This window comes from Pseudomonas sp. GM50 (assembly GCF_000282375.1).
Classification (GTDB): Bacteria; Pseudomonadota; Gammaproteobacteria; order Pseudomonadales; family Pseudomonadaceae; genus Aquipseudomonas.
Genome location: NZ_AKJK01000092.1, coordinates 1 through 20,117, shown reverse-complemented (window position 1 = coordinate 20,117; position 20,117 = coordinate 1). Strand labels below are relative to the sequence as shown.

At 63.0% G+C, this 20,117-nt stretch carries 7 protein-coding genes; 1 reads left to right on the top strand and 6 read right to left on the bottom strand.

Annotated features, from left to right (window positions below; translation table 11 throughout):
• Nucleotides 1–77 precede the first annotated feature (77 nt).
• Together PMI30_RS08145 and PMI30_RS08150 are read right to left on the bottom strand one after the other, a co-directional pair.
• Nucleotides 78–278 (bottom strand): hypothetical protein, encoded by a 201-nt coding sequence (locus tag PMI30_RS08145; protein WP_007895617.1) that lies wholly within the window; start codon nt 276–278, stop codon nt 78–80.
• A gap of 205 nt (nt 279–483) precedes the next feature.
• On the bottom strand, nt 484–2,187 hold the full coding sequence (locus PMI30_RS08150; protein WP_008012319.1) for an ABC transporter ATP-binding protein/permease: 1,704 nt from the start codon (nt 2,185–2,187) through the stop codon (nt 484–486).
• A 106-nt stretch (nt 2,188–2,293) separates the two neighbouring features.
• On the opposite strand from PMI30_RS08150, the gene fhuF reads away from it, so the two are divergent.
• Nucleotides 2,294–3,040 (top strand): siderophore-iron reductase FhuF, encoded by a 747-nt coding sequence (fhuF, locus tag PMI30_RS08155; RefSeq protein ID WP_238542013.1) that lies wholly within the window; start codon nt 2,294–2,296, stop codon nt 3,038–3,040.
• On the opposite strand, the gene PMI30_RS08160 is transcribed toward fhuF, so the two are convergent.
• From PMI30_RS08160 to PMI30_RS08175, 4 genes are all read right to left on the bottom strand, one after another.
• Nucleotides 3,031–4,674: a cyclic peptide export ABC transporter gene (locus PMI30_RS08160; RefSeq protein WP_008012315.1), complete on the bottom strand. Its 1,644-nt coding sequence runs from the start codon at nt 4,672–4,674 to the stop codon at nt 3,031–3,033. The two genes, fhuF and PMI30_RS08160, sit on opposite strands and share 10 nt — an antisense overlap.
• On the bottom strand, nt 4,671–8,480 hold the full coding sequence (locus tag PMI30_RS08165; protein ID WP_008012314.1) for a non-ribosomal peptide synthetase: 3,810 nt from the start codon (nt 8,478–8,480) through the stop codon (nt 4,671–4,673). The genes PMI30_RS08160 and PMI30_RS08165 overlap by 4 nt, the downstream gene beginning before the upstream one ends.
• A gap of 52 nt (nt 8,481–8,532) precedes the next feature.
• Nucleotides 8,533–17,628, bottom strand: a complete 9,096-nt coding sequence (locus PMI30_RS08170; protein WP_008012312.1) for a non-ribosomal peptide synthetase — start codon at nt 17,626–17,628, stop codon at nt 8,533–8,535.
• A gap of 87 nt (nt 17,629–17,715) precedes the next feature.
• A partial coding sequence (locus PMI30_RS08175; RefSeq protein WP_008012311.1) for a condensation domain-containing protein occupies nt 17,716–20,117 on the bottom strand: 2,402 nt, incomplete at its 5' end.

Below are 20,117 nucleotides of genomic sequence, written 5' to 3'. Positions count from 1 at the left end.
CTGATATTTCTGCAAGTAGCGCTGATAGTAGTTTCCAGCGCACAAAAGCAGCTCTGCTGCTATGTGTGGCAGATCGCTCAATGAAGAACCCTGCGGCTCTCTCCAATCCTGATCCGATCGAGCGCCCGGTTTAACGCATCCAAGGCATCGAGGAGGGCTTTCGCCTCAGCTTCCCGGCCATCGCCCCAGAGGCGTTCAGCCATTTTGTTCAGCGCCTGGATAGAGCGCTCAATGTCAGCAGCAGTCGCTGCTTTGCTTTCCTGATGTTTCTTTGGCATTGATCAACCCTTCTTCAGGGCATTGCTTCATCAGCTTCAGCGTGAATACATCGCCCACCATAACACGTGGTCCGATGATGCTGATCTGGTGCTCCTGGATATGTTGGCGGTGTAGTCCTGTTCGCCTGAGCGTGTTGAACGCAGGGCCGGGACGCAGTCAGGCTCGCAAACGCCAGCCACTTTTTTGGCAACGATACCAATAATCTCAAAATTCCAGAGTGGTGGAGGGGATTGGTTTGGGCGCGGAGGGCAAAGCCACTGGCACCACATCGATCACGCAGGTGTGGTACGCACCGAGGCTTTCGCGATGGCCGATGCTGACCAGCGTAATGTCGGATGCCGCCAGCGCTTCGTACAGCCGTCGCTCGGCACTGTCGTCAAGGCCCGAAGTGGCTTCGTCGAGGAACAGCAATGGTGGCCGAATCAGCAAGGCGCGGGCCATGGCCAGGCGCTGTTGCTCGCCGGGGCTCAAACGCCGGCTCCAGTCATCGGTGCTGTGCAACGGCAAGTGCTGCAACTCTGTCAGTTTGAGCACGGCTTCCAGGCGTGCTTCGTCGATTTCGATAGCACCGGTCTCGCCGGTTTGATGCAACAGTTCATGCAACGAACCATTGGGCAGATAAGGCCTCTGCGGCAAGATAAGTAGGCCCTCGCGGTCCAGTTCGACGCTGCCCTGGTGCCGTGGCCACAACCCCGCAAGCGAGCGGAGCAGGGTGGTTTTGCCCACGCCGGAAGGCCCACGCAGCAACAGTCGTTCGCCGGGAGCCAAGGTCAGCGTCAGCGGTTCGAACAGCGGTAAACCGTGTTCGTTCAGCGGTGCAAAGTCATGCAACCGCAGGCCGGGAGTACGACGGGTAACGGGGTCGACCGGGGCGGGCAATGCCTCGAGTTCACGCCAGAAACTGCACAGGCGAGTCTTGGTCGCACGCCATTCGGCGATTTGCGGGTAGCTGCGAATCAGAAACGACAGTGAGGCCTGTATTTCGCCGAATGCCGAAGCGATCTGGGTCAGTTGCCCCAGTTGAATTTCTCGCGAGAAGAAGCGCGGTGACACCAGCAGCAGCGGCAAGGTAAAGGCGAATCGCTCATACGCCGCATTAATCCCCAGCAGGTGTTTTTTCGAGCGGACCAGCCTCGAGTAGTTGCTCAGCAGCAGTCCCAACTGTCCCAACAATTGCTTGCTTTCCCAACCCTGGCCACGGGAAAGGGCAACATTTTCTGCGTCTTCGCGCAAACGCGTCAGACCGAAACGAAAATCCGCCTCACGGCGTTGTTGCATAAAATTCAGCCCGATCAGCGGTTTGCCGATCCAGTGCGCAATACCACTGCCGATCACCGCGTAAATCAATGCCAGCCACAACATGTAGCCAGGGATGGCGACGGCATGTCCGGCGACTTCGAACTCCAGCGTGCCGGAAATGCGCCACATGATCATGCTGAACAGCACCACCAGAATGATCGCCTGTAGCAGGTTCAGGCCCAGGTCCAGGGTCTGCTCGACGAAGATCTTGCAGTCCTCGGCAATGCGCTGATCGGGGTTGTCGTAGGTCACGCTGTGAAAGCGGCTGCGGTAGTAGCGTTGGCTGTCGAGCCACTTGCCGAGAAAGGCCTGGGTGAGCTTTTCTCGCCAGCTGATCAGCAAGCGCTGCTGCACCTGGAACTTGGCCATGGTGCAGGCGATGAAGGCGACGTCGAGTACCAGCAACTCCACGACGTGATAACCGAACGCGGCGGCGTCCAGACTTTGCAACGAGTTGTAAAAGCCTAGGCTCCACTCGTTCCAGCGCACCTGGATCGCAATGATCCCGGCCACCGCCAGCATGGCCAGGGCGAGGGTCAGCCAGGCGCGGCGACGGCCTTCAGCCGACCAGTAAGGCGCGGCCAGCAACTTCATATCTTGGATGAACATCAGAGCGTCCTGCCTGGCAAACTCGGGGGTTGACCCGCCGTGTTGAGTCTTCGGAATTCAAAAAACGTGGTAGGTTAACAGTTCTCAAACTCAGTTACGAAGCCTCATGACGTCTCTTCAAACCACCGCTCGAATGCTCGACGAAACCCTGCTCGATCAGTTGTTTCGATTCGATGGCGCCTTTCTGCGCAGCACCTGCCGACTGAGCAGCCACGTCGAAGGCCGTGGGTTGAATGAGTTTCGCGATCCACAAACCTGCACTGACCTGTTGAGCCTCTACGCCCACTACTATCCCGCTGCGCCTCGGGCTGCACTGGTGTCGCAATGGTCGATGGACTTGATCTGCGTGACGCTGGCCTTGCCGCTGGCCGCGGCTGCGCAAAATCTGCGTTGTAGCGTGCGTGATCCCCATGTGGCGCTGGAAAACGGCATGCCCGTGGCTCAGGTATTTGCTGCCGGCGAAGTACTGCCGTTGAACGACCCGTTGGCCTTCGCGCAAAAACTGCTGACTGACGACATGGCGCCCCTGGTGCAGGCACTGGCCAGCGCCGGGCGGGTGGCCCAGCGCTTGCTGTGGAACAACGTGGCGGCGGCCATCGATGTCGCGCTCGATTACTTCCAGATGCCGCACGCGCCGCAATGGCGCGAGAGGCTGTTCCGGGAGCGGCACTGGGTCGATGGCACGCGCAATCCGCTGTACGGCTTCCTGCAACTGGCCCCCGGCCCGAGCGGCGTGCCATTACTGATGCGCAAAGTGTGCTGTCTGCACCACCAACTGGGTGATGTGCGCCCGTACTGCGACAACTGTCCGCTGGTGCCGGGCGCTGACGTCACGCAACCCCATCAGGCATAAGCCGCGTGCGCTTCCACCTGAGTGAGGCGGCCGTTTTCTACTTTCAGTACCCGGTCGGCCTGCTGGAAGTAAGCGTCATCGTGGGTGATCACGATCACGGTTTTGCCCCGGGCTTTCAGTTCCGGCAACAACTCCATGTAGAACACCCGCTTGAAGGTCGGATCCTGGTCGGCAGCCCATTCATCGAACAGATAAAACGGCTTGTCATCCAGATACGCCGACACCAGCGCCAGTCGCTTGCGTTGACCCGTGGACAGTTCCACGGTGGAAAAACGGTCGTCGACAATGCTGACTTTGTGTCCTAACCCCAACGCTTTCACATAACGCGTCGCTTCGGCGGTGCGATATTCGGCGTCCGGTCCATCGTCGCCCAACAAATGTTCGAACAGGTGAAAGTCAGCAAACACCGCGGCAAAGTGCTGACGGTATTGCTCGCGGTTGTCGTCATCCACTTCCACGCCGTTGAGCACCACACAACCGGTTTCCGGTGCATACAAGCCCAGCATCAGCATCGACAGCGTGGTCTTGCCACTGCCATTGCCACCCACCACAAACACCAGTTCGCCCTGTTCCAGCGTCAGGTCCACCGGGCCGAGCATGAAGGGATGATCCTCGTGCTCGCCGGGATAGCGGTGGCACACGCCGTTGAGCAACAGGCGCATCGGACCTTCACTGGCGAACACATTGCCGAGCGGCGCCGCTATCTGGGCTTCGGTGCTCAGCTCTGCGTCCAGTTGGCGAATGCGGTTCAGGGCGATGCTGGCTTGACGCAGCGAGGGCAGGGCGATCATCAGGTCGGAGATCGGTCGCACCAGATACAGCAAGGTCACGGTGAAACTGGTCAGCACGGTAATCGGTTGCGGCAGCCAGAACGGCACGATGAACAGCAGCACGCCGAGGTTGAGGTAAAACAACAGCGTGCCGAGGTTGGCCACCACCGAATACCCGGCCATACCGCGCAGGAAACGCACGCGAAACTCGTCGGCACCCGGACGGATGACTCGTTCGACAAAGGCTTCGCCGCGGGCGTTGTTCAGCTGCAATTCCTTGCTGCCTTCGATCAGGCTGCGGAAATGCTGATAGAGCACATCTTTTTGTTGTCGCACCCGTTCCAGATGGCTCAACGGCCCGCGTTCGGCCAGGTGAAACGCGATCAAACCGACCAGCAGGAACAACGCCAGAATCGCCAGCAATGACCACGACAACCAGGCCAGATAGGCAAAGCACGCCAGGGTCACCACGGCGTTGACGAACAGCAGCGGCACCCACTCGAACGCAGCGGTAAACGTGTGCACGTCTTCGGTGAGGATGACCAGCAAGCGGTGTTTGCCCATGCCTTGCAGGCGTTTGAGCGGAGTCGCGAGCAGCTTGCGCGACAAGTCGATGCGCATCTGGAAAATCGCGCTTTGGGTCAGGTGCAGCAGCGACAGTTCCGAACAGAGTTTGCTCAGCAGCATGCCGATACACAGCCCGAAAAACCCCAGGGCCAGTTCCGGCAGTTGCTGCGGGTTGGCCAACCCACGGTTGATCAGAATCACCAGCCCCGCACTGGCCAGACCGCCCAGTGCGCCAGTGATCGAGGCCAGAGCCAGCAGGCGTGCCGATTGGCGGTAGAGATAGAGAATCAGGTTCATGCGACGGTTTCCGTCGAGGCCATGGCCAGCGACTTGTTGAGTTGTTCATGGAAGGCGGACTGCCCGAGGATCGTGTCGTGATCGGCGGCGACCGGATGATGACAGGTTCGCTGACTGATCGCGTCCCATTGCACCGGCAAATTCGGGTGCTCGACAAGCGTCTGCTCGGCCCACCAGAGTTGCAGGGTGGCCTGCACGACGGGCACCGAATAGCCGCTGACCCAACGACGCGCGTCGGCCATCACATTCAAGGTCTGCTCGACATAGGCCAGCGGTGCATTGAGGCTCAGGCCGTTGGCGCTCGTCCATTGCACCAGGGCGAAACGCAATTGCTCCACGCGACCCAGTTCGGCAGTCGCCGTGCGCAGTTCCGTCAGACATGGCGCGGTGAGTCGCTGGCGACTGTCGCTGCTCAATTCTTGCTGAACGATGGCCTGCAGCGCATCCCACGCCAGCGTTTCATCCTCGGCGTGGAACGTGCTGTCGAACAATCCCAACCACTCAATCGTTTGCCCTTGGGCCTCCAGTTGCCGGGTCAGCTCCAGCGCGAGCAAGCCGCCCATCGACCAACCGGCCAAGCGATACGGACCCTGAGCCTGAATCTGGCGGATCTGCGGCAAGTATTCGCTGGCCAATGCAACGAGGTCCTGACTGCGCAGCGACTCGGGTAGCGGAATGCCGTACACCGGCAGCTCCTTCGGCAACGCGGCGACCATCGGCATGTAATGGTGAACCCCGCCCGATGGTTGGTGCAGGCAGAACAGCGGTGTCTGTCCCGTTTCACCAGCCTGCAAGACGATGACCGTCGCCTGGTCGTGGGGCTGGCTAATCTGCTCGGCAAGCCCGATCAGCGTCGGGTGCTGGAAGATCACGTTGACCGGCACTTCAATGCCGAGCGTGGCGCGCAACCTGGCAGTCATGCGCACCACCAGCAGCGAATGGCCGCCGAGGGCGAAAAAGTCGTCGTGACGACCGATCACTTCGGCCTCCAGCAATTCTTGCCACACCGCTGCGAGCACTTGCTCGATATGCCCTCCGGGCGCTGCGTAAGCCGCGAGACTGCGATTTGGCGCACGGGCCAGCAAGGCACGATGGTCGACCTTGCCGTTGGCGGTGCGCGGCAGTTGCGCCAGCCACTGGATGTCGGCGGGAATCATGTGCGCCGGTAACAGCGCCCCGAGGGATTCGCGCACGGCACTGGCCTGAAGTTGCGTGGCCGATTCGATGAACGCCCGCAAGCTCGGTTCGGTCTGGGTGGTGTCCAACAAGACCACCGCCAGTTTGGCGCCGCTGACGTTGCACAGCGCGGTTTCGATTTCGCCCAACTCGATACGGTAACCGCGCAGTTTGATCTGTGAGTCGGTGCGCCCGAGGAACAGCAGTTGTCCGTCCAGGTCCTGCCAGGCGAAATCGCCGGTTCGATACAGACGTTGACCATCGAGGGATGGATGACGGGCCTGGATGAATTTCTCGGCGGTCATCTGTGGCAGGCTCAGATAACCTTCGGACAGTCCCGGCCCGGCAATATGGATTTCACCCTTGAGCCCACGGGCCACGGGTGCACCGTCGCTGTCGAGCAAATACACCCGGGTATGAGCGATGGCACAACCGATGGGCACGGAACCCGGATCGGGACGACAGAGGGCGACAGTGCTCCACACCGAAGCCTCCGTCGGACCGTATTCGTTGTAGAGCTGCGCGTCGGGTTGACGCCGATAGTGACTGTCGACCAACGCTGGCGGGCAGCTTTCACCGGCGACAATCGCGGTATTCAATGGACTCGGGACATCGCCCAACTCGTCCAGGATCAAGGCGTACAACGAAGGCAGCGCCAGCAGGTGCGATACGCCGTGGCTGCGGATCAACCTGGCCAGTTGCAGCGGATCTTTCTGTTCGGTTTCGCTGGCCAGGTGCAGGCAACCACCCTGGGCCAGGCTCCAGAAGAGCCCGGCGATGGAGCTGTCGAAGGCGAACGACGACAGCAACAGGAAGCGTTGCACCGGCCGCGGATACCCCGCCAGCCGCGCCGCCAGCGAATGCAGGGCGTTGGCATGGCTGATGACCACACCCTTGGGCTGTCCGGTACTGCCCGAGGTGTAAATCAGGTAGGCCGGTTGATCCCGCGAGACGGTCGGCTCTTCCCGCAGCGGCACCACAGGCATCGCCTGATCAATCGCCAATGCGTTCGGTTGCCAGTCCGCCGGCAGATCTTGTACGCGAGCGTGATGGGTCAGCACCAGGCGTGCCTGGCTGTCGCGCAGAATATGCTCGATGCGCTCGGTGGGGTAGGCCGGGTCGATCGGCACGTAGCAGGCGCCGGCACGCAGGATGGCGACCAGTGCCACCACAGCATCGATGTCACGCGGCAGGAAATGCGCAATCCGCGCACCGGGTTCCAGGCCTTGGGCAAGCAATTGCTGAGTGAGGGCCGTGACGCGCTGATCCAGCTCGGCATGACTCAAGGTGCCGCTTGGGCCAGTGACCGCCGGGCGCTGAGTGTTGGAGGTCGAGCTCTGGGCAAAGCAGGCAGCCAGGTTGGGCAGGGCGAAAGTGGCGGCATAGAGCTGTTCTTGCGCCGGGCTTAAAGTCGGCGAAGTGGCCAATGCGCCGGTCACCCGTTGTTGCTCGGCGGTGCTGCAGGTTACCAGTTGGCTCAGGCTGGCGGCCGGTTCACGCAAGCTGTGCTCGATCACGCTCAGCAACTGCTCGGCGAGGAGTTCGACATGGGCGGGCGTGTAGAGCGCAGCGTCAAAATGCAGCGACAAACCACTGGCCGAGCGCGGCTGGTATTGCAACAGCAACGCACAACCAGCGCTGACACTGTCAGCCTGTTCGATCTGCCAACCGGCATCGTTCAGCGCACTGTGCGGCACGACCGCGAGTTCGCGATAACCCACGCCGGACAACGACGGCACATTACCCAAGTGGCTCGGGTAGCTGTCCCGGGCATCGTTGAGCAGGCCAGCGCGCTCGGTCAGTTGCTGGCATAACGCGGCAAACGACAGCTCGGGCGCCGTGTCGAGCGTCAGCGGCAGCGGCTCGGAAAACAGGCCGAGGGCATCACCCAACACGTCTGGACGCGTCTGGTTTTCGTAAGCCAGCGTCAGGCGTTCGGCTTCGCTGTAGCGTTGCCACACAGTGACCCAGGCGGCGAGCACAACCGTGCCGGTGCTGACGCCGAGGCTGGCCGCTTGCTGATCGAGGCGTTGCAGGGTGGAGTCGTCGAACGACAGCTGCATCCGCGCCATTTCGACAATCCCGATAGCCGGATTCTGCCGCTGCCAAGGCAAAGGCACGTCGGTAACCATCGCATTGAACTGCTCATCCCAGAACTGCCGGCCCTGGTCGTCCACCGACTCCAGGCGCCACGCCGCATAGTCGGCGTATTGCAGCGGCGGCTCTTGAGGCGCTGCTTGCACATAGCCCAGCGCCCATTCTTCGCCGAGGTAGCCCAGGCTGGTGCTGTCCAGATGCAAGGCCGGCAGGTGCAACGTTGCCGACCGGGCGTCCACCTGCAGTTCGATGCCCAACGCCTGCCAATCAGCGGTTGAATCGTCGATCACCTGCATCGGCAACGACAGGCCCGGCAGTTGTTGATAACGGGTACGCAGGATCTCGTGGCGTTGCATCAACGCCAGCAAACTGTTTTTCAGCCGTGCGCTGTCCAGTGGTTGTTCGCTGCGAATGCGCAGTGTGGCCCGCTGCGCTGACGGAGCCAGACGAGTGTGTTGCAGGCGCCACAGGTGCGCCTGTTGCGGTGACAGTTCGAAGCCTTCGAATGGCGTGTCTTCGTGAGTCTGAGTCATGCTGAGACCTGTACAAAAAAGTGGGACATGAGCGTCGATTGACCGATGACCATCATTGTTCGGCATCCTTCACGACGCTGCGGCGACGGGCCTGGCCCAGGGTGCTCTGGCGCGCGCTGCCGGCTTCACGCAGCGCGGCTTGAGCCTGGTCGCGGCGGGTCTGTTGCAGTTGATTAAGTGGCGCCAACAACTGGGCGACGCTGGTGTCAGCGTTCAGCACGAGTTGTTCCAGCAGGCAGACGAACAGACTGTCGAGCAGTTCGATGTAGGCACTGGCGTAACGCCCGGTGTCGTAGTCGTACACCACCAGCAGGCCTTCGCCGTCATCCACGACGTTGATCAGCAGGTCCACATCCGACGCTTGCGGTTCAAGTTCCCGCTCGCTGATCGCCAGACCCGGCAAATGCAGGTCCTGCTGGCGGGTGTTCTGCACCACCAGTTTGACCTGGAAGAACGGCGTGTAACGGGCGTCCCGCTGTGGCAACAGGTCGGCCACCAAGGCGTCGAACGGCAAATCCTGATGGGCAAAGGCATCCAGCGCCACGCGGCGGGCGTCGCTCAGCAACTGGTCGAACGTCTGCTGCGGCGCGACGCGGCAACGCAGCACCAACTGGTTGACGAAGAAGCCGACCATGTCTTCGGTCTGTTGCTGATGACGGTTGGCGATGTCGGTGCCGACCAGCAGGTCTTCGCGTCCGGTTTGCTGATGCAGCAACACGTTCAGCGCGCTGTGCAACACCATGAATGGCGAAGCCTCGCGAGCCGTGGCCAACTCGCCGATGGCCCGGGCCAGCGACGCCGGCAGGCGACGGCGATGCCGCGCGCACCCGCCGTGTTCGCGGGTCTGGGCGCCCGGCAACAATAGCGGTGCCGGGCTGGCTTGCAACTGCTGGCGCCAGTAGGCCAGTTGTTGCTGCCAGACTGGGCCCGGCAGGTGCGAGCGTTGCCACACGGCGAAGTCGGCGTATTGCAGGGCCGGGGTGTCGATTCGGGCAGCCGTGGTGCCAAAACCGATGTAGTCCGTGGCCAGTTGGTCCACCAGTTGCGCAATGGACCAGGCGTCCACCGCGATGTGGTGCATGGCAATGGCTAACACATGAGTCTGCGCATCCAGTTGCAGCAACCGTGCGCGAATCAAGGGTGCCTGCGTCAGGTCGAACGGTTGGCCGAAGACCTCGGCCAATTGCGCCTGGATGGCCGGCTCCTGTTCCTGCGCCGAGACTGCTTGCAGATCGCTGACTGGCAAGGCAAACGCCTGCGCCGCTTCGATCCGCTGCCAGGGTTCACCGTGATCGCTGTGCACGGTGCTGCGCAATACTTCATGGCGGGCGATCAATTGTTCGAACGCCAAGCGTAAGGCTTCGACATTCAGCGCCCCGGTCAAGGTCAGGGCGAACGGAATGTTGAAACCGCTGGATCCAGGGTTCAGCTGCTCGAGGAACCACAAACGCTGTTGGGCAAACGACAACGGCAGCGGTTGCGAACGGTCTGCCGCAGTGATTGCGGGCAGTGCCAAAGGTGCCGCCTGCAACCGCGCGTTGTCGATGGCGCGGGCCAGGTTTTCCAATACCGGGTGATCGAAGACTGCACGCAGTGGCAGGTCCACCGCCAGTTGGCTGCGAATCCGCGAGACCACCAGCGTCGCCAGCAACGAGTGTCCGCCGAGGGCGAAGAAATTGTCGTCGGCACCGATCGTTGCCACGTTGAGAATCTGTGCCCAGATCGCGCCCAGTTGCTGCTCGGTGTCGCTGCTCAGCGATCGTTGTTCGCTCAGGTCGCTACTGTCCAGCGCACGTGCGGTCAGCAGTTTGCGATCGACCTTGCCGTTGGCGTTCTGCGGCAGCGCTTCCAGCTGTTGCCAATGCGCCGGCACCATGTACGACGGCAAGCGTTGGCTCAGCCATTCGCGAAGTAGCACCACAGGGGTGTCATCGCCGGTCCAGTAGGCGACCAGTTGCAAGTCGCCACGCTGGTCGGCGCTGACGATCACGGCCACGGCTTGCACGGCGGGATGACGTCCCAGATGATCTTCGATTTCACCCAGTTCGATGCGGTGACCACGGATTTTCACCTGCTGATCGCGGCGACCGAGGAACTCGATCACTCCGTCCGCACGCCAGCGTCCCAGGTCACCGGTGCGGTAGAAGCGCGCACCGGGTTCGAATGGATGTGCGACGAACGCGGCCAGGGTTTTCTCTGGATCGTTCAGGTAACCACGACCGACGCCGACGCCACCCACGCAGATTTCCCCCGGTACACCCACGGGCACTGGCCGCAACGCGGCATCCACCAGGTACAGATGATTGTTGGCGGTCGGCCGGCCAATCGGCATGGCGTTGCCGCCTTCTTCAGGCACAGCGGTCAGCGGGTGGAACGCCACGTCGTCCGAGCATTCCGCCGGACCATAGGCGTTCATCAGCGGCACATGGGCAAAGCGAGTGAGCCAGGCCTGGGCCAGCGCTGGAGGCAGGGCTTCGCCAGTCGGCAGCAACCAGCGCAGCGCCGACAGTTGCGTGTCGGTGCAGGCGAGGTCGAGCAGGGCGCGGATCATCGTCGGCACGGCTTCGAGCACTGACAATTGTTGGTGCTCCAGCGCTTGCAGCAGCCGCTCGGGATCGTGGGCAATCACGTCCGGCAGGATGTGCACGGTGGCGCCGAGGATGGGGGCGGCGAGGAACTGCCAGACCGAGATGTCGAACGCCGGGGAGGCGGTCTGGGCAATCCGGTCTGCGCTCGACAGGCCCAGGGTCGGCACCTTGCCGAAGATGTTGTTGAGCATCCCGCGTTGCTCGACCATCGCGCCTTTCGGCGTACCGGTGGAGCCTGAGGTGAAGATCACGTAGGCCAGATCGTCAGGGCTGCCCGCCACGTTCAGTGGCGTTGCATCGCCCGCCAGCCACAGGGCTTCGGTGCGCAGGCGACGCGGGGTTGCGGAACTGGCGGCCAGTGCCGGGTCGATGACCGAGTCGGCACTGTCACTGGTCAACAGAATCGCCGCCCCGGACAGTTCGAGAATCTCGCTCAGGCGCTGCGGCGGATGCTTGATGTCCAGCGGCAGGTACGCCGCGCCAGCCTTGAGTACGGCGATCATCATGCTCAGCAATGGCAGTCCGCGTTCAGCGGCCAGTGCCACCAGCGTGTCGCGACCGGCGCCGGTTTCGATCAGCGCACGGGCCAGGCGATTCGAGCGTTGATCCAGTTCGGCGTAGCTCAGGCTGTCGGCGCCGCACACGGCAGCGATACGCTGCGGATGCTCCGCCACGTGCCGGGCGAACAGCTGCGCATAGGTTTGATCCAGCGGGAAGTCCAGTTCACTGCGGTTCCAGTCCACCAGCAGGGTCTGGCGTTCATCCGGCGTCAACAACGACAGCGTGGCCAGCGGCGCGTCAGGCTGGGCAACCATTTGCGTGAGCAACTGACGCAAATGGCCGAGCATGCGCTGTACCGTGTCGGTGTCGAAACGTGCGGCGTCGTAAGTCAGGCGAATGCCCAGACGATCACCGGGGTAGAGCACCACGGTCATCGGGTAGTTGGTGTGCACGCGGTCTTCGTAGATGTCGACGTTGAAGTCGACTTGACGATCCGACAGACCTGCGTCGAACGGCGCGTTTTCGAACACCACCAGGCTGTCGAACAGCGAGCGACCGTGCTCGATTTCACTCCAGCGCTGAATGTCCACCAGCGGTGCATGTTCGTAGGCGCGCAGCTCGTAGTTGTGCGCGAACAATGCTTGTAGCCACGGCACCACGGTTTGCGAGTCGTCAACCTTGACCCGCAGCGGCAGGCTGTTAATGAACAACCCGACGATGTCTTCCACGCCCGGCAAATCGGTCGGACGTCCCGACACCGTAACGCCGAACAGCACGTCATCGCTGCCGCTATAGCGGGACAACAGCAAGGCCCAGGCACCCTGAATCCAGGTGTTGGGCGTGAGCTGGTGCTGTTGGCACAACGCGGTCAGGGCGCGGGTGTCGGCAATCGACAGGGTCACGTCCAGGTTGGCCACCGCTTCGACCGCTTGCTCGGTCACGGCCGGACGATCCACCACCAACGGCGTCGGTGCGCTGAAACCAGCCAGTTCGCGGGTCCAGAATTGTTCAGTGATGGACGTGTCCTGGCATTGCAGCCAATGGATGTAATTGCTGAACGAGGGCAGCAACGGACGCGCCACAGGCTGGCCGAGTACGCGAGCCTGGTAATGGGCGAACAGGTCGGCCATCAACAGGCCGAAACACCAGGCATCGGTCAGGATGTGGTGGAAGCTGCGCACGATCAGGAATTCCTGATCGGCCACCTGGAACACCCGAAGGAAGGTCAGCGGCGGGCGACGCATGTCGAAACCCTGCCGACATTCGGCGTCCAGCACAGCGTCCAGCTGACGTTGGCGGCTTGCTTCGTCGAGGTGACGCCAGTCGTACCAGGCGAAGGCCGGGTCGGTGTCGTGATAGACACATTGCAGCGCAGCCTTACCGTCCTGCCACCAAAAACCGGTGCGCAGCATCGGGTGCCGGGCCAGTTGCCGGGCCCAGGCGAATTCGATGGCGCTGCGGTCGAGTTCGCCGTCCCAGCGATAACGTTGCTGCATCAGGTAGATGCCGCTGTTGGGACGTAGCAGGGTGTGCAGTAACATGCCTTCCTGCATGGGCGACAGGGGCAGCAAGTCGTCGATGCCGGCCCAGTCGAAGTTAGCACCCAAGGCCGTGAGGTCGTGACCGGCGGCGCGGCACAACGGGAACGCGTGGGCACCCGGGATGGCCTGCTCGGCGTCGGCGGCCAGCAGGGTCAGTCGCTGCTCCAGCGCCTCGGCCCAGTGTTCTGCACCTCGGCCACGGCAATCGATTTGCAGTTGACCGTGTTGCAGGCTCACGGACAGGGTCAGCCCAGTGCCATCGATTGGCGCACTGGCGGCGATGACTTCGCCCAACGGCCCTTCAGAGGCTTGCCATTCGCCGGCCATGACAATATGCACGGTCGGCTGCGGCAGGCTCAGCAGCGGTTCGCGCAAGTAATCGTTGTCAGCGAGATAACGCAGCACGCCGTAGTCGTCGCCGGTGTGCGGGGCGGCAGCCAGTTGCGCGTCGACCTGTGCAAGCCATTGCGCGGCGTTGGCGCCAGGTGTCACGTTCAGACGCAGCGGAACCGCGTGGCTCAGCGCACCGACAACCGTCGCCGGGTTGAAGTCGGTACGGCTCAAGGCACTGCTGAGCGGCAAACGTGCGCGCTCGCAGCGACCGCGATCCAGGCTCAGCCAGACGTCTTGTTCGGCACTTTGCTGCGCCAGTTGCGCAGCGACAGCGGTGGCCACCAGCGATGCCCAAGGCGCGTGGCTGCGGCGTTGCAGCAGGTTCAGACGAGCGCTGAGTGGCGCCGAAATCTGTACGCGGCTCGCAGTGCTCAGGTCATCGGGTTGTGGAATGGACGGCAGGGTTTCTCCGGCGTATTGCAGCCAGTATTCCCAGGCCGATTCCAGCCCGTCTTCGTCGCGGGCACAAAGGTTTTGATGGTCGGCCCATTCATCCAGATGGCCGCCATGACGCGGCAGTTCAATCGCGCGATCGTACTGCGCTTGAGCCACGGCCAGCGCCAGGTCAGTCATCAACAACGCCCAGGAAGCAGCATCCAGGCGCAGTGCATGGGCGACCAACAACACCGCGTCGCCCTGTTCCGACAGGCACGCGTGCCAGCCTTCACCTGCTGCGTGATCCAGTGTGGCAAGGACGTTTTCGGCCAGTGCGTTCAGGTTGTCAGTGTCGAACGGCTGACGGCTGGCGCTGACCGGTTTCGGTGTGCTCGGCAGGGTTTGCGCCCAGCTTCCGTCTGCCTGTTGGGTCAGGCCCAGTTGCAGTGCACGGTGTTGCTGTTGCAGGGCCTGCACGGCGCGGTTCAGCACTTCGAGGCTGATCGGCGTATTCAGCGCCACGCAGCGCCAGTCCGCCGCCAACGGGCCGGCTTCGAGACGGGCGTGTTGACCTGCGGTCAGCGGTACATTACGCGCAGCGCTGGTGGTGTCGCGGCTGTAGTTCGCGCCTTGGCTGATCACCGCGGAAATTTCAGCGATGGTGCGGTTTTCGAACAACTGCTTGGGCGTCAGCTTCATGCCGCGCTGGTGGGCGCGGGCGATAATTTGCAGGTTGAGAATCGAGTCGCCGCCCAACGCAAAAAAGTTGTCATGAATGCCCACGCGCTCGACTCGCAACACATCCTGCCAAATCTCGGCGAAGGCGATTTCCACCGCATCGCGCGGGGCCTCGTAATTGTCCTGGCTGGTCGGTGCATCGGGCAATGGCAGGCGGGCGATGTCCGGTTTGCCGTTAGCGTTCAGCGGGATGGCGTCGAGGGCGATGAAGTCTGCCGGCACCATGTAATCCGGTACGCGCAGGGCCAGGTCATAACGCAGTTTGTCCGCCGACATTGAGGTGCTGGCCACCAGCCAGGCAATCAGGCGCGGCGTCTCGTTGGCCGGTTGCACGACACGGACCAGCACTTGCTGGATATTGCTCGACAGGCGTTTGATTTGTGTTTCGACTTCGCCCAGTTCAATGCGGTAGCCGCGCAATTTGACCTGGTTGTCGACGCGCCCCAGGAACGCCAGTTCGCCAGATTCCAGCCAGCGCACACGGTCGCCGGTGCGGTAGGCCCGGGGCAGATCGGCAACGGCCTTGAAGCGTGCGGCGGTTTGCACCGGATCACCCAGGTAGTCGATGGCCAGGCCTTCGCCGCCGACCCACAATTCCCCCGGCATACCGACTGGCACGGCGTGGCCGTGGCTGTCGAGTACCCGCAGGTGCCGGTTCGGTTGCGGATGGCCCAGCGGTTGTACGCCGGCCAATGGCTGCTCGATGCGCGACAGGCAAATGCCGACAGCGCTTTCGGTCGGGCCGTAGTGGTTGTAGACCGCGAGTTCCGGGCGCAGCGCACGGACAGTGTCCAGCAGCGAGCCATGCAACGCTTCGCCACCGAGCAACAAGGCGCGGCGCGGTAGCAGGCGCACGTCAGGATGCGCGGCGAGCAATCCGTGCAGGTGGTTGGGCGTGAGCTTGACCAGGTCCGGGGGGAAGTCGGCAAAGCACTGGGCCAGGGCGTTCGGGTCGGCGCGGGTGTCATCGTCCACCAGCAGCAAGCTGCCTCCGCTGACCAGCGCACCGAACAACTGGGTGTAACCGAGGTCCGCGGCGAAGGTCGATAGCAGCGCATGGCGCCATGGTTGTTCAGCCTCGGCACAACCCAGTTCGGCCAGAATGCCACTGACATAAGCGACGATGGCGCGATGGGACAGGCGCACACCTTTCGGCGTCCCGGTGGACCCTGAGGTGTAGATCACATAGGCGCAGGCCTGTTGATCCACTGCGGGCAGGTCAATCCCGGTGGCGCGGGCCGAGACCTCGATCACCTGCGCAGAGGCGGTGTCGAAGGTCGGCGTGCCAATGATGAAATCCACATCGGCACTGGCCATCAGCGTACCCAGGCGCGAGGCCGGTTGGCCCAGGTCCAGCGGCAGGAAGCAAGCGCCGGCCTGCATCGCCGCCAGCAGCGCGATCACTGCGTCGTTGCAGCGGGGCAGGGCCAGCGCGACGCGATCACCGTGTTGCACACCGCGCTGGCGCAAGGCGTTGGCCAGACCGGTCGAGGCTTCAAGCAGCTCGCCGTAGCTCAATGCGCCATGGGCGTCGCGCACGGCTTCACGCTCGGGATGGCGGCGGGCCTGAGCGGCGATCAGGTCATGCAGCGCAGCATCTGGCACTTCAAGGGTCGCGCCGTTGCCCCAGGTGCGAGTCAGGTTCAGTTCCTGCGTCGGGCACAGCGGCACCTCAGCCAGCGGCCGGTTGGCGTCGCGGCTCAGTTCGTCGAGCAGCGTTACCAACTGTTCCATCAGGCGAGTGCCGGCCGCATCGGACAAGCGTTTGCGCTGATGCACCAAGTGCAGGTGCAAACTGTCGCTTTCCATCGACGCGATCAGCGACATCGGGTAGTTGTTGCGTCCGCCGGTGTGGCGCAACGGCGCGCTGTGTTCGGCATCCGGCAGCCCGACGAGACCCTCGTCGATCTGATCCAGCTCCCGGGGGAACGGGAAGTTTTCGAACACCATGATCGCTTCGAACAACTCGCCGCCGGGCGGCAGCGCGGTCAAGGCCCGCAGACTGGCGAGCGGTGTATGTTCATGCTCGCGCATCTCGGCGTTCCAGTCCTGGATGCCCGCCAGCCATTGGCCAACGGTCGGCGCCTCGTCCCAGCGCACCCGCAGCGGCAAGGTGTTGATGAACAGACCGACCATGCGCTCGACACCGCTCAGGCGCTGCGGACGTCCGGCCACGGTGACGCCGATCAGGGCCTCGTCGCTGCCGTTATGGCGACCCAGCAAATAAGCGTACGCCGCTTGCAGCAGGGTATTGACGGTCAGGTTGTTGTCACGGGCGAAGCCGCTCAGGCGCGCAGTCGTTGCGGCATCCAGCACGCGCTGGTGTTCGGTGCAGGGCAGGTGCGCGTCCACGGGGTCGGCGAGCAGGCCACGCGGGTCCGACTCGGGCACGCGGGTGGTGTTGGCGAAATCCGCCAGGCGACTGCGCCAGAACTCATCGGCGCAGGGGCGTTCGCTGAGGTAGGCCACGTAATCCTGGAACGGTCGCACCGCTTCCAATGCCGCGTTTTGCCCGCGACGAGCCGCGCGATACAGATCGCGCCAGTCGGCCAGCAGCGAACCGACGCTCCAGCCGTCGAGCAACAGGTGATGGTGCGTCCACACCAGCGACCACTGCGCTTGACCGTTCACATCGTCGAGCCGCGCCAGGGTCAAACGCATCAGCGGTGCCGCACCCAGTTCGAACGCTTGGGCGTGATCTTCCGCCGCCAGGGCCGCCAGCCCTTGCGGGTTACCGCGCAAATCGACTTCGCGCAGCGGCAGATCGACTTCCTTGAGGATGACCTGATAAGCGTCGTCCAGCTCTTCCCAGAGAAACGCCGTGCGCAACACCGCGTGGCGCTGCATCAGCGCAATCCAGGCCTGGCGGAACGCGTCGAGGTCGAGTTCACCGGCCAGGCCGATGCTCATTTGCTGGTAGTAGACCCGCGACTCGGGCGCATAGGCCTCGTGGTACAGCAAGCCTTTTTGCAGTGGTGTCAGCGAATAGATGTTTTCGATTTGGTCATGCATGGCAGCAGTGTTCAATCCAGAAAATCGTAGAGGCACGTGCGCCGCGAGCGGCGCACTCCGAAGTCAAATTCAGGGCAACGACGGGGTTCACTTCTTCGGCCCCAGGCGTTTGAGCAGGGTGTCGAGGGTCGCCTGGTTCATGCCTTTGGCCAGCGGGAAGTCCGACGGCATCAGCGTCCCGGCCTGCGGGTCGAGGCAATGCCCGACCAGTGCTTGCAGGTGTTCCAGCAGGCGAGCGGGCAAGCGGCTGTCGGCGGCCGGGGTGACGCTGTGCCATTCGACACGCAGCACACCGTCTTCCAGCCAGGCCACCACTTCACGGCCGTGGGTCACCCGGTTGGCCAACGCCACTTCCGGCGGTGGGGTCAAGGTGCTGGCGCGCAACCAGCCCTGTGGCGTTTGCTCATGCCCCAGGTAGTTGAACAACACATCGCCACGGCCCGACGGCAACTCGCCGCGCTGACGCAGCAACCCGTGGCCGAGGCCCTGACCCGGCACGGCGCGCAAGACTTCCTTGGCGGTGCGCACCCGATCGCCGGGGGCACCGCTGGAATTCACTCGCAACGGGAACAGGGTGGTGAACCAACCGACGGTGCGGCTGACATCCAGGCCTTCGAACGGCGCATCGCGACCATGGCGCTCCAGATCGACCACGATGTCGGCGCGGCTTTCGGCTTCCGCCAGGGTGGCGGCGAGGGCGGCGATCAGCAGTTCTTCCGGCTGCGTACGGTAAGCGGCGTGGGACTCGGTCAGCCATTGATGAGTGCGTGCGGTGTCCCAACGGGCGGACAGCGTCTGCCGCTCGGCAACCGTGGCCACCGGTGCACTGTTCGCAGTGGTCTGGGCGTTCCAGTAGCGCTGTTCGGCGCTGACCGTGGCGGCATGGGCGTGCAGGTGCTCGGCCCATTGCCGGTAGGACGTGGTTTTCGCCGGCAGACGCGGGTTCTCGCCACGCTCCAGCCCTTGATACAGCTGCTGGAAATCTTCCAGCAGCGGCGTCCATGACACCGCGTCGACGACCAGGTGATGCGCGACCAGATACAAACGTTGCGGCTCGCCTTCGAGCAACGCAGCGGCGAACAGCGGGCCGTGTTGCAGGTCCAGGCTTTGCGCGACCTGTTGCAGTTGCTCCAGGTGTTCGCAGCACGTCAATTGTGCAGGCTCAACCGGCGCGATCTGCGCCTGCCATTGCCCTTCAACCTCAGTGAAACGCAAGCGCAATGCATCGTGGTGGGCGACCAGACGGTCAAGGGTCGCCTGCACGAGGTCTGGCTGTAGACGCCGGTCGCTGTCGGCCAGCACCGATTGGTTCCAGTGCGCGGCCTGCGGCTGCTGTTGGTCGAAGAACCACTGATGCAACGGCATCAGCGGCATCGCACCGGTCACATCGCCTTGTTCGGCCAGGGTCAGTAATGGACTGGCCACTTGAGCCAATGCCGCCGGGGTCGGCGAGCGGAACAGGTCTTTTGGCGTGAGTGAATAACCCTGTTCACGCAGTCGCGAGATCAGTTTCAGACCGAGAATCGAGTCACCGCCCAAGGCGAAGAAGCTGTCCGAAGTCCCGACTTCACGGCCACCGGTCAAGGCTTCGCCAAGCAGTTCACCGAATAACTGGCAGAGCAGGGCTTCCAGTTCGTTGCGCGGTGCGACGTGGTCTTCCTGAGTCTGCGGCAGTGGCCGGTTGGCCAGGGCCTTGCGGTCGATCTTGCCGTTGGTGGTCAGGGGCAGGGCCGGCACTTGAACCCACACCGCCGGCACCATGTACGCCGGCAACTCGGCGCTGAGCAGCGCGCCCAACTCCGATTGCGCGGCGCTGCTGCTGTAGAACGCCACCAAGCGGTTGTCGATCACCAGGGTGCAGGCACCGGTGATACCAGGCTGGTTCAACAGCGCCGCATCGATTTCCCCCAGTTCGATCCGCTGACCGCGCAGCTTCACCTGATGGTCGAGACGGCCGAGGTATTCGATATTGCCATCGGCGAGGAAGCGGCAACGGTCGCCGGTGCGGTACAGGCGATCACCGTCGATGAACGGGCTGGCGAGGAAACGTTCCTCGGTCAGGTCCGCACGTTTCAGGTAACCGCGCGCCACACCAACCCCGCCGATGTACAACTCGCCGATGCTACCGATCGGCAATGGCTGCATGGCTTCGTCGAGGATGTACAGGCGCAGGTTGGCGATGGGTTTACCGATCGGCACGATCAGATCGTCCACCGAGCAACGCCATACCGAGACGTCAATCGCCGCTTCGGTCGGGCCGTAGAGGTTGACCAGCGCCGCCGGGTGTTGGCTCATGAAGCGGCGCACCAGATCCACCGGCAGGGCTTCACCGCTGGCAAACACCTGGCGCAGGCTGCAGCAGTCGACCAGGCTTGGTTCTTCGACAAACGCACGCAGCATCGACGGCACGAAGTGCAGGGTGGTGACCTGCTCCTGCTGGATCAATTGGCTGAGGTACGCCGGGTCACGATGGCCGTCCGGGCGAGCGA

Excerpts from the sequence above, each read along its gene's own strand:
- fhuF (WP_238542013.1), top strand. The coding sequence starts at position 2,294 with ATGACGTCTCTTCAAACCACCGCTCGAATGCTCGACGAAACCCTGCTC.
- PMI30_RS08145 (WP_007895617.1), bottom strand. The coding sequence starts at position 278 with ATGCCAAAGAAACATCAGGAAAGCAAAGCAGCGACTGCTGCTGACATT.
- PMI30_RS08160 (WP_008012315.1), bottom strand. The coding sequence starts at position 4,674 with ATGAACCTGATTCTCTATCTCTACCGCCAATCGGCACGCCTGCTGGCT.
- PMI30_RS08170 (WP_008012312.1), bottom strand. The coding sequence starts at position 17,628 with ATGCATGACCAAATCGAAAACATCTATTCGCTGACACCACTGCAAAAA.
- PMI30_RS08150 (WP_008012319.1), bottom strand. The coding sequence starts at position 2,187 with ATGTTCATCCAAGATATGAAGTTGCTGGCCGCGCCTTACTGGTCGGCT.
- PMI30_RS08165 (WP_008012314.1), bottom strand. The coding sequence starts at position 8,480 with ATGACTCAGACTCACGAAGACACGCCATTCGAAGGCTTCGAACTGTCA.